Source organism: Acinetobacter sp. 22512 (genome assembly GCF_052044755.1).
In the GTDB taxonomy this organism is placed as follows: Bacteria; Pseudomonadota; Gammaproteobacteria; order Pseudomonadales; family Moraxellaceae; genus Acinetobacter; species Acinetobacter pittii.
Window position 1 is genome coordinate 165,881 of sequence record NZ_JBQENP010000006.1, and the last position, 16,231, is coordinate 182,111.

General features: G+C 39.3%; 11 protein-coding genes and 1 tRNA gene. 7 read left to right on the top strand and 5 right to left on the bottom strand.

Features of this window, described 5'->3' with window-relative positions; all coding sequences use genetic code 11:
* Window positions 1–13: 13 nt before the first annotated feature.
* The 5 genes from ACTJJG_RS08985 to ACTJJG_RS09005 all read left to right on the top strand — a co-directional run bounded on the left by ACTJJG_RS08985 (window position 14) and on the right by ACTJJG_RS09005 (window position 6,946).
* Window positions 14–1,849 (top strand): extracellular solute-binding protein, encoded by a 1,836-nt coding sequence (locus ACTJJG_RS08985; protein ID WP_372552588.1) that lies wholly within the window; start codon window positions 14–16, stop codon window positions 1,847–1,849.
* Window positions 1,850–1,880: 31 nt separating this feature from the next.
* Complete coding sequence (locus ACTJJG_RS08990) at window positions 1,881–2,933, top strand: microcin C ABC transporter permease YejB (RefSeq protein ID WP_372552590.1); 1,053 nt, start codon at window positions 1,881–1,883, stop codon at window positions 2,931–2,933.
* The gene (locus tag ACTJJG_RS08995; RefSeq protein WP_032063861.1) at window positions 2,933–3,943 is read left to right on the top strand and encodes an ABC transporter permease; all 1,011 of its coding nucleotides are present in this window, start codon (window positions 2,933–2,935) and stop codon (window positions 3,941–3,943) included. Before ACTJJG_RS08990 ends, ACTJJG_RS08995 begins: the two co-directional genes overlap by 1 nt.
* Complete coding sequence (locus ACTJJG_RS09000; RefSeq protein WP_329759619.1) at window positions 3,918–5,513, top strand: ABC transporter ATP-binding protein; 1,596 nt, start codon at window positions 3,918–3,920, stop codon at window positions 5,511–5,513. Before ACTJJG_RS08995 ends, ACTJJG_RS09000 begins: the two co-directional genes overlap by 26 nt.
* Before the next feature lie 188 nt (window positions 5,514–5,701).
* Complete coding sequence (locus ACTJJG_RS09005; protein WP_372552592.1) at window positions 5,702–6,946, top strand: NADH:flavin oxidoreductase/NADH oxidase family protein; 1,245 nt, start codon at window positions 5,702–5,704, stop codon at window positions 6,944–6,946.
* Window positions 6,947–6,986: 40 nt separating this feature from the next.
* Here ACTJJG_RS09005 and ACTJJG_RS09010 read toward each other — a convergent pair whose 3' ends face one another.
* The 4 genes from ACTJJG_RS09010 to pyrC form a co-directional block, all read right to left on the bottom strand.
* Window positions 6,987–9,101, bottom strand: coding sequence for a TonB-dependent siderophore receptor (locus ACTJJG_RS09010; protein ID WP_032070507.1), 2,115 nt, complete (start codon window positions 9,099–9,101; stop codon window positions 6,987–6,989).
* Between the two features lie 183 nt (window positions 9,102–9,284).
* Window positions 9,285–9,360, bottom strand: a tRNA-Glu gene (locus ACTJJG_RS09015).
* A gap of 18 nt (window positions 9,361–9,378) precedes the next feature.
* Window positions 9,379–10,041, bottom strand: coding sequence for a ribonuclease T (gene rnt, locus ACTJJG_RS09020; RefSeq protein ID WP_002117536.1), 663 nt, complete (start codon window positions 10,039–10,041; stop codon window positions 9,379–9,381).
* Window positions 10,026–11,060, bottom strand: coding sequence for a dihydroorotase (pyrC, locus tag ACTJJG_RS09025; RefSeq protein ID WP_005070491.1), 1,035 nt, complete (start codon window positions 11,058–11,060; stop codon window positions 10,026–10,028). Before pyrC ends, rnt begins: the two co-directional genes overlap by 16 nt.
* Window positions 11,061–11,209: 149 nt before the next feature.
* On the opposite strand from pyrC, the gene ACTJJG_RS09030 reads away from it, so the two are divergent.
* Window positions 11,210–12,472, top strand: coding sequence for a diguanylate cyclase (locus ACTJJG_RS09030; RefSeq protein WP_069119142.1), 1,263 nt, complete (start codon window positions 11,210–11,212; stop codon window positions 12,470–12,472).
* Window positions 12,473–12,533: 61 nt separating this feature from the next.
* Here the strand turns inward: ACTJJG_RS09030 and argG are convergent, their stop codons facing one another.
* On the bottom strand, window positions 12,534–13,892 hold the full coding sequence (argG, locus tag ACTJJG_RS09035; protein ID WP_170815234.1) for an argininosuccinate synthase: 1,359 nt from the start codon (window positions 13,890–13,892) through the stop codon (window positions 12,534–12,536).
* Window positions 13,893–14,189: 297 nt separating this feature from the next.
* Between argG and ACTJJG_RS09040 the strand changes: the two genes are divergently transcribed.
* Window positions 14,190–16,220 (top strand): NADPH-dependent 2,4-dienoyl-CoA reductase, encoded by a 2,031-nt coding sequence (locus ACTJJG_RS09040; protein ID WP_069119143.1) that lies wholly within the window; start codon window positions 14,190–14,192, stop codon window positions 16,218–16,220.
* Window positions 16,221–16,231 lie beyond the last annotated feature (11 nt).

The following is a 16,231-nucleotide window of genomic DNA, read 5'->3' on the forward strand; positions in this document are numbered from 1 at the left end:
TAATTAGCCACTTATGCATAAATTAAATTTTCAACTGAGCCTGCTAGTCGGGCTCAGTGTCATTTCCCATAGTGTTTTTTCTGCACAACAAACCAATTCATATATAGCGATTCATTCTAAGCCTAAATATTTAGAAATGATGGCTATGCCATATGCAAACCCTAATGCACCTAAAGGTGGCCTATTAAGTCAGGCAGCTCAAGGAACTTTTGATAACCTCAATAGTATGAATGGGAAAGGGAATGCTACAGAAGGCGTTAATTATCTTTTTGATACCTTAATGACTCAATCACTTGATGAGGTTGGAGTTTTATATCCGCTTTTGGCTCAGAAAGTGAGTTATGACCCAGAAAAAACGCAATCAGTGACTTTCTATTTAAACCCTAAAGCGCGTTTTAGTAATGGACAGCCGGTCACTGCGGCGGATGTTAAATTTAGTTTTGATGCCTATCAGACTAAATCTAATTTAGGTTTGCAAATGTACCTTGCTGATTTAGCAAAAACAGAAATAATAAACGCCCATCAAGTAAAGTTTAGTTTTAAGTCTATACATAACCCTAAAATGCCATTCATTTTGGCAACCTTACCCATTTATTCAAAAGTAGATTGGCAAAAAAGAGATTTTAGCCGAATTACCTTACAACCGATTGTTGGTTCGGGACCTTACGTGGTTGAACGAATTGATCCGGGCAGAAGCATCAGTTATAAACGAAACCCGAATTATTGGGCAAAAGATTTGCCTATTAACAAAGGGCGTTATAACTTTGACCGCTTGAGATATGTTTATTATCGAAATTGGGATATTGCTTTTGAAGGATTTAAATCTGGGCAATACACTTTGCATGAAGAAACTAATCCTAAAAAATGGGTAACTGATTACCGGTTTCCAGCCGTAAAAGCAGGGTTGGTTACTCAATATAAGTTTCGTCACCATAATCCTATTGCCACTGAAAGCTATGTTTTTAATACACGACGAAAACCTTTAAATGATATTCGTTTTAGACAAGCTTTAACCTATGCTTATGACTTTGAATGGCAGAATAAAGCTTTGTTTTATGGACAATATCAGCGCCTACAAAGTTATTTTGAAAATAGTGAATTAGCAGCAACAGGTCGACCTTCAAAAACTGAATTAGAGTTGTTAAAACCGTTATTGCTTAAGTTATCTCCACTTATGCAACAAGGTGTTTTAGCAAACTGGAAATACCCAGTGTCAGATGCGAGTGGATTTAACCGTCAGAATTTATTAACTGCGCGCCAATTGCTTATACAAGCTGGCTATAAAATTAAAGAAGGGCAGCTATTTACGCCTGAGGGAAAGAAAGTTCAGCTCGAATTTTTAATTCAGCAAGATGGTAAACAACGAACACTTTTACCTTTTATTCGTAACTTAAAAAAATTAGGTATTGCAGTTAATTTGCGTCAGGTCGATGCTCCGCAATATTTAGAACGGACTCGCCGTTACGATTTTGATATGACCACAATGAATTTGCCGCAATCTCTCAATCCGGGAAATGAACAAACTCAGTTTTGGGGGAGTATCGCCGCAGCTCAGGATGGAAATTACAATTATGCTGGAATTCGCAATCTAGTGATTGATCAAGTGATTGCAAAACTCGTTGCGAGTAAAAGTCGTGAACAACAGATTATTTATACTCGCATTCTCGATCGATTGCTTAGAGCTGGGTATTATCAAATCCCGACTTATGGTAAAGGTGAAAACTGGTATGCTTATTGGAATATGTATCAACAACCTAAAATTAAACCAGCATTTTCTTCTGGGATAGAATATTGGTGGAGTGATGAAAACAAAGCCAAAAAAGTTGCCAAATATTTACATCAACAATAAAAAGCACCTGCCATAAAGGAAATCCTGTTATATGGGTTCATATATTCTCAAGCGACTTCTTTTAATGATTCCCACATTATTCGTCATTTTAGTGATTAACTTTGTGGTTGTGCAGATTGCACCGGGTGGACCAGTTGAGCAAGCAATACATCAGGCACAAAGTGATTTGGGAATTGGTCGTGCATTGAGTGCAGAAACTTATTATCAAGGTGCTCAAGGTTTAAGCCCTGAAATGGTTGAGCAAATTAAGGCGCAGTACGGCTTTGATCGTTCTGCCCCTGAACGATTTTTTCTAATGTTAAAAGGCTATTTAACTTTAGATTTTGGACAAAGCTTCTTTAAAGATAAACCAGTTGTGGAATTGTTGTGGGAAAAAATGCCTGTTTCAATTTCACTTGGGCTGGTGAGTACATTACTCATTTATCTCATTTCTATTCCGCTGGGAATTAAAAAGGCAAAACAACAGGGCTCTTGGTTTGATCGCTCCACTTCGTTAGTTCTTGTGGTGGGATATGCTGTACCAAGTTTTGTATTTGCCATTTTGTTAGTTGTTTTTTTTGCGGGTGGCTCTTATTTTCAATGGTTTCCCTTACAAAATTTAGCATCAGATAACTTTCATCAACTTAGTCTTTGGGGCAAAGTTACCGATTATTTATGGCATATGACTTTGCCACTGATTACCATGGTATTAGGCGGTTTTGCCAGTTTAACCTATTTAACTAAATACTCATTTTTAGAAGAACTCAATAAACCCTACGTTTTGGCAGCCTATGCAAAAGGGTTGAATGACCAACAGGTCCTATATAAGCATGTATTTCGTAATGCCATTTTAGTTGTGCTCGCAGGATTACCAGAAGCCTTAGCAGGTATTTTCTTTGTCGGTAACCTGTTCGTAGAAATTATTTTTCATTTAGATGGGGTGGGGTTGTTGGGCTTTGAAGCAATTGTTCAGCGTGATTATCCTGTTATTTTTGGGGTTTTATTTTTCTTTACTTTATTTAGCCTAATTTTACGTCTCATATGTGATGTATTGTACCAATGGATTGATCCAAGAATTCACTTTGATACACAAGGAGGCAAATAATGTCTCTGATTGTGCGTACACGATTACAGCGTTTTAGGCAGCATAAATTGGGCTGGGCCAGCTTTATTTTATTTAGTCTAATTTTGGTTTTGTCATTAGCCGCGGAGTTAATTGCTAACGATAAACCGCTGTTAGTGAAGTATGAAGATTCTTACTATTTGCCTGTGTTGAAAACTTATCCTGAAACGGCGTTTGGTGGGGTGTTTGAAACAGAAGCTGATTATAAAGACCCTGCTGTACAAGCGCTTATTAATACTAAGGGATGGGCAGTTTGGCCCCTCATTCAATTTTCATATCAAACTCCTAATTTAGATTTGGCAGTTCCTGTGCCATCACCACCTTCCAAGCAAAACTGGTTGGGAACAGATGATCAAGGAAGGGATGTTCTTGCGCGTATTCTTTATGGCTTAAGAGTGTCGTTGCTTTTTGGCTTAGCCTTAACCTTTTGTTCTGCTTTATTTGGAATTACCGTAGGCGCTATTCAAGGTTACTATGGCGGCTGGGTCGATTTATTGGGGCAACGTTTAGTTGAAGTCTGGAATGGTTTACCCATGCTTTTTATGGTCATGATTTTAGTGAGTATGTTTGTTCCAAATGTATATTGGCTATTTTTCATTATGTTGTTTTTCGGCTGGACCGTTTTGGTGGGCATTGTTAGGGCAGAGTTTTTAAAAGCTCGTCAGCTTGATTACGTTCGTGCAGCCCAAGTATTGGGAGTGACTGATCACGCGATTATTTTTAGGCATATTTTGCCAAATGCGATCAGTTCGAGTTTGTCTCAGTTACCTTTTATTTTAACGACCAATATTAGCGCTTTAACCGCTCTTGATTTTTTAGGATATGGACTACCACCCGATGCGGCCTCTTTAGGTGAATTATTACTACAAGGTAAAAATAATTTAGATGCGCCATGGCTAGCAATTTCAGGCTTTTTTAGTCTGGCGATTGTTCTTTCACTTTTAATTTATATTGGGGAGGCGGCCCGTGAAGCGTTTGACCCAAGAAAATAACTTAAATCCCGCTTTAGCATTATTAAAAGTAGAGCAACTTACGGTTCAGACCAAAGACCGAAAGGTTTTATTAGAAGATCTGAATTTTTACTTAAATGAAGGGGAAACATTGGCTATTGTGGGCGAAAGTGGTTCAGGTAAATCGATAAGCTGCTTAGCAATAATGGGCTTGCTACAAGAAAAATTAGAAATAACGGGTCAGGTCTGGATTGGTTCACAAAATATGCTTGAGCTAGATGAAAGAGCTCAATCAAATTTACGTGGCCGACAAATCGCTATGATTTTTCAAGAGCCTGCTACTGCGTTAAATCCGCTCCATCGGGTTGAAAAAATTATAGGAGAAAACCTTCTTTTATCAGGTTTTTCAAAACGCGAGGTTCGACAACAAATAGTTGAACTGCTAAAAGATGTTGGAATTGTCGAACCAGAACAAATTTTAAAACGTTATCCGCATGAGCTTTCTGGTGGGCAAAGACAACGTGTCATGATCGCGATGACATTGGCACTTCGGCCTAAAATTTTGATTGCTGATGAACCTACTACTGCGTTGGATGTGGTTTTACAGATACAGATTTTAGAGCTATTAAAATCTTTGCAAAGCAAATATGGGATGGCACTTATTTTAATTAGCCATGACCTCAATTTAGTACCTCGCTATGCTGAGAAACTTATTGTATTGCAAAGTGGGCGTGTCGTAGAGCAAGGTGAACTGAGCCAAATCTTTGCAAATCCTAAAACTAGTTATACAGCACAATTATTAGATCATGATTTTGGAAGTGTAGAGTCTAGACCCGCTCAACAGAATGTTTTATCAGTTCGACAGCTCAGCGTGCAGTTTCCTATAAGAAAAGGAATTTTAAATCGCATTCAAGGGTATTTCACCGCAATAGAAGATTTGAGTTTTGATCTTGCTCAAGGTGAATCGATTGGGGTGGTTGGTGAAAGTGGTGCTGGTAAATCATCTCTGGCGATGGCTTTGGTCCGACTTATTAAAAGTGAAGGGCAGATTATTTTTTTAGGTCAAGATTTAAATCAGCTACAGGCTAAAGCCCTACGCTTGATGAGATCAGATTTTCAACTTGTATTCCAAGACCCATTTGGAAGTTTAAACCCGCGTATGACAGTAGGGCAGATTATTGCGGAAGGATTGAAAGTGAAAGCAGTAGCTGATAACGAGATCAAACAGCAAGTTGAATCTGTATTGGTAAAAGTTGAATTGGCTGAAGATTTTCAACACCGTTATCCTCATGAACTTTCAGGTGGACAGCGTCAACGTGTCGCCTTAGCCAGAGCTTTGGTGGTGCAACCGAAACTTTTAATTTTGGATGAACCTACCTCTGCCTTAGATCGGACCACGCAAAAAGCCATGATCAAGTTGTTGAGACAATTACAGCAAACTGAGCAGTTAAGTTATATTTTCATTAGCCATGATCTGAATATAGTAAAAGCACTTTGCCACAAAGTGATGGTATTACGTCATGCAAAAGTTGTTGAATATCAGGAAACTGAACTCTTATTTTCTAAGCCTCAAAGTGAATATACGAAACAGTTAATTAAAGCATCCTTTTAAAGAAATTTTTTAATTTATTGTTTTATATACATAAATTTTGATTAGAATTCTAATGCAAAAAGTTGCATATTTTTATGTTCTTTAAAATTGACATGTGCTATTGTCAGTTATCGATTATGACTTGACATGCCCAATAACTCATTTAAATTAGAGTAATTGCTCTAAAATTCAAAGAACAGAGGTTAACCATGAACCAGATTGCTCAACCCATCACAATTCGTAATACCACCTTTAAAAACCGAATTATTAAAGGTGCAATGAGTGAGGCACTTGCAAATTATGAAGGCCAACCAAATGACTTACATTTGGGTTTATATGGTGCATGGGCAAAAGGTGAGCTTGGCTGTGCAATTACTGGTAATGTCATGGTAAATGCCAGCGCAAAAAATGAACCGGGTGTTGTTGTTGTTGAAACTGAACGTGACCTAGAGCGCTTAAAAGAGTGGGCGGCATTAGGTAAAAAATATGGCATGGTTCAGTTGATTCAATTATCGCATCCAGGTCGTCAGTGTCCAAAAGGTTTAAATAAAGAAACCGTAGCACCTTCAGCCGTACCTTTTAGTCCAGCTTTAGCAACCATGTTTGGAACGCCACGTGAACTTACTCATGAAGAAATTTTAGATATTATTAAACGTTTTGCGACAGCAGCTCACATTTGTGAAAAAGCAGGTTTTGAAGGGGTGCAATTACATGGTGCACATGGCTATTTAATTAGTCAGTTTTTATCACCATTAACCAATAAGCGTACAGATCAATGGGGCGGTTCAGTTGAAAATCGTAGCCGTTTTTTACTAGAAGTTTATAAAGCGGTACGTGAGGCGACTTCAGATAATTTTATCATTTCAGTGAAGCTTAACTCGGCTGACTTCCAGCGTGGCGGTATTAGCGAAGAAGATGTAATTTCAGTATTTAAAGCAGTGGATGAAGCTGGTATCGATTTAATTGAAATTTCAGGCGGTACTTACGAGGCACCAGCAATGGCTGGGGCTAAGGCGGATAAACGTAAAGCAAGCACGATTGCTCGTGAAGCATACTTTTTAGATTTTGCTGAAAAAATCCGTCAGCATGTTAAGTGTAAGCTTATGGTGACAGGCGGTTTCCGTACCGTAGAGGGCATGAACGCTGCGCTTGAAAGTGGTGCATGTGACTTTATTGGTATTGCTCGTCCATTTGCAGTAGAAACTGATTTAACTGAGCGTTTAATTGCAGGGCAAGATGTTCGCTATGCAGTAAAACCAATTAAAACAGGCTTACCATTTGTTGATAAGATGGCAATTATGGAAATTATTTGGTATGCAGCTCAATTTAAAACGATTGGCAAAGGTAAAAAGCCAAATCCAAAACTTTCACCACTGGTAGTGTTTTTAAATTACGCCAAAGGCAATATTAAAGCGGTGATTCAAGGGCAAGTGAATTCACGTAAGTCTGCATAAATCTGATGCGCCATTTCAAAAACTGAAATGGCGCATTTTTTTAGAATGTATAGCTCATACCTAATTGAACAGTACGTGATTCACCTGGATACGCATATAGATTGAAAGCACTTTCATCATAAACTTTGTCAAAAAGATTTTTCAGATCTAAGTTAATACGAAGTTTTGGTGTTGCCTGATAATAAGAAACCAAATCTGTAACAGCATAACCTTTCATTGTATAAGTGCTATTGGCTGTTTGACCTGCACGCTTATCAATATATTTTTGATTAATGCCTAGACCTAAGCCTTGTAAACGGCCATCTTGAAATTCATAGATATTTAACAGATTAAAACTATTCTTTGGAATATTGGCTAAAGTGGTTCCTTTTTTCAAAGTATTATCTTTGCTGACTTCTGCATCTGTATAGGCATATCCACCAATAATTTTCCAAGCTGGAGTGATTTGTCCTGCAACATTTAGCTCAATACCTTGGCTACGAACTTCACCAGCAGCAACTTTATAGGCTGAATCTACAGGATCGAGAGTTAAGACATTTTCTTTTTTTGCATAAAAAATCGCAGAGTCAACCGATAGCATATTGTCGAGTGCTTGCCATTTAAAGCCTAACTCGTAAGCCATGCCTTCCTCTGGGTCAAATCCCTCTCCATTACGGCTAGCACCAGTATTAGGTTTAAAAGATTTTGCAGCATTGCTATAGATTGAAAGGTCATCACGGGCTTTAAAAACTAAACCTAAACGCGGAATAAATGCGTCATGACTGGTATTCCAGTTTGCAGTATTCGGTAATAGGTTTTTGTAATCATGTTCGTAGTGCTCAAAACGTAAACCCAGTAGTGCACTTAAACGCTCATTTAAATCGATTTGGTCTTGTGCAAAAACGGCAGTTGTTTTTAAATTTTCGCGGTCATGGGTCGTAATATTTTTAAGCTCAGGAAGAGGTTGGCCTAAAACTGGATCATAAATATTGATCGGGTAGTTATTTGACTTAGGATCTGAACGAATAATATATGACTTATAATCATAGTTTTCGTATTCAAGCCCAGTCACTAAAGTATGAGCTAGACCTAAAAGTTGGAAATTACCTGTTAGATGAATTTGGGCATCGGTATCTTGCCATTTTAATTCGCGATAGTTGTAATTTCGGTTTAAAGTTTCGCCGTCATCTTGAATGCCATTTGCCTCTACCGCATAGCCATGCAGTTTGCCATTTAAATATTGCACGCCAGCATTCAGTTTCCAGTCATTACCAAGGTCGTGTTCGACTCGTAATTGAGTCATATTGTTATCATTGTAGAGTCGGTTGTTGTATTTACCTGTTTCCCATAAATAGGTTTCGGGTGAACTATTAAAAGACTTCTGACCTGCATAGCGTGTTTGACCACGATCAAGTGGATGCTGATTTCTTAAAATATCGGCTTCAAAGGTAACTTTTGTTGCGTCAGAAGCTTGCCATTGAATGACTGGTGCAATTCCATAACGTTTAGACTCGACATGATCGCGATAACTATCACCGCCTTCAGCAATCACATTTAGACGATAACCGATATTTTCTGCATTCTGGATAGTACCTGTTGTGTCTACCGTGGTGCGATATAAACCTTCACTACTGAGCTGAGCACCTAAAGTGGTTTGTTGTTCAGACTTTGGTGTTTTAGAAATTAAGTTAAACGTACCACCTGGGTCACCACGACCATATAAGCTAGAAGAGGGTCCACGTAAAACGTCTACACGTTCAATAGTGTTGCTATCTGGAGCGTTTGGATAACCACGGTTAATCGGGAATCCATTACGGTAAAACTCACCGCTAGTGAAACCACGGAGATTAAAGCCTGTTAAGCCTTGGCCACCAAAGTTATTAGCGCGAGTCACACCACCAGCTAAATCAAGCGCTTCGATTAAACGTGTCGCGCCAATATCTTCAATTACTTTTTGAGTCACTACACTGACAGATTGTGGTGTATCTTTTAATGCGACTTCACTACGTGTTGCGCTACTTGAACTATCGACTTTATAAGCTTGGTCGGCAGCTTGTTGGGCTTTAATCTTAATGGTAGCGAGCGTTGTTGAGGAATTATGGGTTTCTGCGAAAGTACTTGAAATACAGCATAGTTGAGCGATGCTCAGGGAGAGGAGGCGAAGCTTAAGATCCATTTAAAACCTTGTTGATAATAAATATCAGTATAAAAATAAGAATTATTATATTGTAAATCTATGTAAAGGAAATACTGGATCAGTGATATATATGTACAAGTGTATTTTATTGGGAAATACAGAAAATTAGAAATATAAAAAATTTAAAAATAAAATAGAAAGGAATTTTATAAGAAGAGAATATGGCGTCCCTACGGGGATTCGAACCCCGGTTACCGCCGTGAAAGGGCGATGTCCTAGGCCTCTAGACGATAGGGACGTTGAGGATGGCGGTATCTTAAGAAGCCGCCACCAAACTGTCAAGAAGGTAAGGTGACAGTTTGTTCAAAATATAGCAAAACAGTTCAGCAGTCTTCTGAGTATCGTACAAAGCAGAGTGTGCTTCTTTACCATCAAACTCAATTCCAGCTTGAATACAGGCTTTAGCAAGCACAGTTTGTCCAAACATAACAGCACTTAAAGTAACCGTATCCATTACTGAAAAACTATGGAATGGGTTTTGGTTTTTTGTGCTTGTACGTGCAATTGCTGCTTGTACAAAACCAAGGTCAAAATGCGCATTGTGGCCTACTAAGACTGCATGTGTACAGTGTTGCTGTTTACGGACTTCATTCACCGATTTAAAAATACGGCGTAATGCAGTGCGCTCATCTTCAGCCATTGCAATACGCATTGGATTGAATGGATCAATACCAATAAAGTCCAGCGAACGACGATCGAGATTAGCCCCTTCAAAGGGGTTAATATGTGCATGGAATGCTGGGCCAGGGACAAATTGTCCCTGAGCATCATATACAATTGGAATGCACGCAATTTCTAGCAATGCATCTGTCTGGGCATTAAAACCTGCCGTTTCAACGTCAACAACAACAGGTAAGAAGCCACGAAAACGTTGGCCAATGACCGGGACAGAGGTTTCTTGTGTCACACTTTTCTCCATTGCAGCGTTTTCCCGGCATGCAGCGGGATAATTTTTTGATCATCTAAATAATCAAAAGATTCTGGAACGAGGTTATCTTCTTTTACCAAAGTAATGGTAGAAGTATTACGTGGTAGGCCGTAGAAGTCTGCGCCAAAGTGGCTAGCAAAACCTTCTAAACGTTCTAGTTTACCTACTTGATCAAATGCTTGAGCATAAAGTTCAATTGCATTAGGCGCACTATAACAGCCTGCACAACCACACGCATTTTCTTTTGCATTTTGCGAGTGAGGAGCACTATCTGTACCCAAGAAAAATTTAGGGTTACCGCTCGTTGCAACTTCAAGCAAAGTGGTCTGGTGAGTTTGACGCTTTAAAATTGGTAAGCAATAGAAATGCGGTTTAATACCACCAACCAACATATCATTACGGTTAAATAATAAATGCTGAGGCGTGATTGTTGCAGCCACATTGCGGTCTTGTTCTAAAACAAAGTGTGCAGCATCGCTTGTTGTGATGTGTTCAAGTACCACTTTAAGTTTTGGAAACTGTTTTAATAACGGTGATAAAACTTCGTCTAAGAAGCGTTTTTCACGGTCAAAAATATCAACGTGGTTATGAGTCACTTCACCATGAAGTAATAACGGAACTTGATGCTCTTCTAGTTGCTCAATGACTGCATAAACTTTACGGATGTCACTTACACCGTTATCAGAATTGGTGGTCGCACCTGCTGGGTAAAGTTTAATAGCATTTACATGTCCAGATTCTTTAATTTTACGAACTTCATCTGGTGAGGTGAAATCAGTAAAATAAAGCACCATACGTGGGTCAAAGTTAAGACCCTCTGGAACATGAGCAAGAATACGTTCACGGTAAGCCAATGCTTCTTCCACAGTTTTTACAGGTGGAACAAGGTTTGGCATACAGATCGCACGAGCAAATTGTTTGGCCAAATCAGGTACAGTACGTTTTAATGCTAAACCATCACGTAAATGTGCATGCCAGTCATCTGGCTGGAGCAGGGTAATAGAGTCCAAGGCAGTTCAAACTTCGAAATAAAACAAATGATAATCGATAAAGTGTGAAAATGGTAACGAGAATTACGGACAAATGGCAAAATAAAGCGCCAGAGGCCTTAAAAAATAATGTTATATTTTGTTAATGTGTGAGAGGCAGGAATCAAGTAGTGGCAAATAGGGGAAATGTACATGAATTACTCAAAGCAAAAGAAGAAATAGAATATTTAGTAACTCTACATACCCATCGTTATGCCAATATACCTTTGCCACATCAATTAGAAAAAAAATTCTGGTGTTTAAATCTTGAGCGAACTAAACAGAATATCTCAAAATTTTTAGCAAGTGGCGTTTTAACCTATCTCATTTTCATATTGCTGGCTCTACCTACAGACTATTTGGTCATAGGCGTGCCTTATATTACTTGGGATTTTATTTACTGTTTACTTAGCGCAATTAATATTGCTTGTGCACTGCTGTTATTTTGGGTTTTTGCAAAGTTTAAAAAACTCACTGAATATTTTTATATCGCCGCATGTGGCATTGTATTTTTGACCATTATTATCAATGCAATGTTGCTCCTTAGCGTAGGAAATGTCGCTCTTAAAAACCAGTCGATGTTATTACTTTCCTTCTTATATATGCTGGGTTTTATTTTAAGCGGAATAAAGCCTCTACATATGCTTTATGTAGGTTTAACAGCAGCCTTTTGTGTTTTTTCCCTACTGATTTTATGGCAAGCGAATTGTGATTTTATTGCTTTGGGAAGAGCGCTGTTTGGAAGTTGTATTTTAGGTTTTTCAATTAGTACGATGCTTACCTCAAGAGAAAGAAGCCTTTTTTTAAATAATCAGCTTGCTGAGCTTAACGAACAGATTTTACGTATTGAGGCATCTGAATTGCTTCATTTAAGCCAGCAGGATGCACTGACGAATATCTCAAATCGACGTACTTTTGATGAGATGTTCGATTTCTTTTACTATCGTGCAAAGCAAGAAAAGCGCCCATTGGCTGTTTTATTTATTGATATCGATTTTTTTAAAAATTATAACGATTTTTATGGACACCAAATGGGGGATAAAGTCATTTCATCTATTGCCGCTGCAATTAAAAATTCGATTCGACATGTTGATTTTGTTGCTCGTTATGGTGGAGAAGAGTTTGTCGTACTGTTACCGAAAACACCTGCTCAAGGCGCCTATGCCGTTGCTGCAAATATTTATAAAGCGATTGAGCGACAAGCGATTCCTCATGCAGCATCGTTAGTCTCTAAGCATGTCACGATTAGTTTAGGTTTTACTGTTTATACAGAAGGTTTTAATGTAAATCAGGAAAAATTAATTCACGCTGCGGATCAAGCTTTGTACCGAGCTAAGCAGCTTGGACGTAACCAGATTTATTATCAACCGTTAGAAGTGGCAGAACTTGTTTGAGCACAAATATTTGAAATAAAAAAGCCACCTTTGTCGGTGGCTTTTTTATTAAGTAAGAAAATTATTTTTTCTTGCTATCAAGTTGTGGTACAGCAGAACCTTGGCCGATTGAAAGCAAACCAGCATCTGTATAGATACCAAGTTTTGCACGTGTATCGGTAATGTCGAGGTTACGCATAGTCAACTGACCAATACGGTCCATTGGCGTAAACATTGAATCGCCTTTTTCCATTGTTAAACGTTCAGCTTCGTACGTTAAGTTTGGAGATTCAGTGTTCATGATGGTGTAGTCATTACCACGACGAAGTTCAAGAGTGACTTCACCAGTAATCGCTTTAGCAACCCAACGCTGTGCAGTTTCACGCAACATAAGCGCTTGAGAGTCGAACCAACGACCTTGGTAAAGTAGACGACCTAAACGTAGACCGTTAATACGGTATTGTTCGATCGTATCTTCGTTGTGAATACCAGTAACCAAACGCTCATAAGCAATATGAAGAAGGGCCATACCCGGTGCTTCATAAATACCGCGAGATTTCGCTTCGATAATACGGTTTTCGATTTGGTCAGACATACCTAAACCATGACGACCACCGATACGGTTTGCTTCAAGAATAAGCTCAACCGGATTTTCAATACGTTGACCATTTAATGCAACAGGTACACCTTCTTCAAAACGTACAGTTACTTCTTCAGGTTTGATTTCAACGTCATCTTTCCAGAAAGCAACACCCATAATTGGGTCTACGATTTTGATACCCGCATTTAAGTATTCAAGATCTTTTGCTTCGTGAGTTGCGCCCAACATGTTTGAGTCAGTTGAGTACGCTTTCTCTTTTGACATTTTGTAGTCAAAACCGTTGTCGATCAGGAACTGTGACATTTCTGCACGGCCACCGAGCTCATCGATGAAGTTTTGATCTAACCAAGGCTTATAAATTTTAAGATTCGGGTTAGTCAACAAACCATAACGATAGAAGCGTTCAATATCGTTACCTTTATAAGTTGAACCGTCACCCCAGATGTTTACGTCATCTTCTTTCATGGCTGTAACAAGCATTGTACCTGTTACTGCACGACCGAGTGGAGTCGTATTGAAATAAGGAACACCACCTGTACTGATATGGAATGCACCACACTGAATTGCAGCAATACCTTCAAGCGCAAGTTGTAAGCGGCAGTCAATTAAGCGAGCTTTTACAGCGCCGTATTGTTCTGCTTTCTTTGGAATTGCATCGTAGTCATCTTCATCAGGCTGACCTAAGTTTGCAGTATATGCATAAGGTTCTGCGCCTTTTTGTTTCATCCACAATAAGGCAGCTGAAGTGTCTAGGCCTCCGGAGAAGGCAATCCCAACTTTTTTGCCTACTGGTACATGCTGCAAGATAGTTGCATTATCAGTCATTGCTAATCCTAACATTTATGAAAAAGACCCCATATAGGCGGTCTTGAGAATTCTGAATGGCGGCTATTGTAGCACTATTCATGGTGCTTTTTTTCGCAAAAAAAGCATTAATTCACTTGTTCTGATTCGAAGTTTTAATTTGATAAAAAATATAAGGCTATTTATAGAATAAGAAGAAGTGAATGAAGTATTGTTCTTAAATAAATGGATTGACCATAAGCTCCGATAAATTTCTTTGTGTGGTCATCCAAAATTATCAAAAAAGTATTAAAGTACTATGCAACAAGTTGCAAAAAATTATTGGGACGCAGCATGACAAGTTACGCCAATTTATTAAAACCATTACATTTAGGCTTTACCACCATTAAAAACCGTGTGGTGATGGGATCCATGCATACGGGGCTTGAAGATCGTTTTTACAATTATCCAAAACTGGCAGCTTATTTTGAAGAGCGTGCAAAAGGTGGGGTTGGCCTGATTGTGACTGGGGGGATTTCTCCAAACCGTCAAGGTTGGCTACTACCCATGGGTGGAACCATGAATGGTTTAACCGATATTCCACAGCACCGTCTGGTTACACATGCTGTGCATAAGCATGGTTCAAAAATTTTAATGCAAATTTTGCATGCTGGCCGTTATGGTTATCAACCTTTTGCAGTGTCTTCTAGTCCGATCAAATCGCCAATTTCACCATTTAAACCGCGTCAGCTTTCTGAAAAAAATATTTTAAGTACGATTGATGACTATGCACATTGTGCTGACATTGCCAAAAAAGCGGGCTATGACGGCGTTGAAATTATGGGCTCGGAAGGTTATCTCATTAACCAGTTTTTAAGCAGCCATGTGAACCAGCGTACTGACCGTTGGGGCGGTGAAATTGAAAACCGTATGCGCTTTCCGGTCGAAGTCGTAAAGGCGATTCGTGCAAAAGTTGGTGAAAAATTTATTATCTGTTTCCGCTTGTCGTTGCTCGATTTAGTTCATGACGGTAACACCATGCAAGAAGTGGTGACTGTTGCAAAAGCTTTAGAAAAAGCAGGTGTGACTTTATTAAATACCGGCATTGGCTGGCATGAAGCTCGTGTGCCGACCATTGTCACGTCAGTGCCTCGAGCAGCTTTTGTCGATTACACGGCTCATGTAAAACAACATATTTCTATTCCGATTATTGCGTCAAACCGCATTAACATGCCTGAAACTGCCGAAGAAATTTTGGCAACTGGTAAAGCAGATATGGTTCAAATGGCGCGTCCTTTATTGGCCGATGCATTTTGGGTAAATAAAACTGCGACTAACCGTGTTAATGAAATTAATACCTGTATTGCATGTAACCAAGCTTGTTTAGACCATGCTTTTAAAAATAAGCGTGTGTCTTGTTTGGTTAATCCACGTGCAGGCCATGAAACTGAACTGGTCTATTTAAAAACTAAACAGCCTAAACGGATTGCAGTTGTGGGCGGTGGAGTAGCGGGTATGTCCGCGGCAACTGTTGCGGCAAGCCGTGGCCACGCGGTCACTTTATTTGAAGCAACGGCGGAAGTAGGTGGTCAATTTAACTTTGCCAAAGTTGTACCGGGCAAAGAAGAATTTCACGAGACGATCCGCTACTTTAAAGTCCAACTGGAAAAAACAGGGGTGGATGTACGTTTAAATACTCGCGTAAATCGTGAGCAGCTTGAACGTGAAGGTTTTGATGAAGTGATTGTTGCAACAGGTGTAATCCCTCGTGCATTAAAAATTGAAGGAAGTGACGCGCCACAAGTCCTTTCTTATGCTCAAGTTCTAAAAGGAGCAGAAGTCGGACAAAAGGTTGCAGTGATTGGTGCGGGTGGTATTGGTTTTGACGTGTCAGAATTTTTACTTAAACCGCCACATCAACCACAGCCTCAACCTTTAGCAGATTGGCAACGTGAATGGGGTGTAGACCCAGATCCGAACTATGTTTCTGAAGGTGGTATGCAGCCCCCAGAAGTTGAACCAGCAATCCGTGAAATTTATTTACTACAACGTAAAACCACACCACTCGGTATTGGCCTTGGCAAGACTTCGGGTTGGGTACACCGTGCACAGCTTAAAAAGCATGGCGTACGTATGCTGCGTGGTGTGCAATATAAAGCAGTCACTGATGAAGGACTTTGGATTGAGCACAATGGGCAAGATCAACTTTTACGTGTAGATACAGTTGTGGTGTGTGCAGGTCAAGAGTCGGTAAAAGACTTGATGCCAAAAGAAGGTGAGTCGACTATAGCGAACTATCATATTATTGGTGGTGCAAAGCTCGCAGCAGAGCTAGATGCCAAGCGTGCGATCAAAGAAGGAGCAGAATTGGCTGCGCAACTGTAAAATTGATGAAA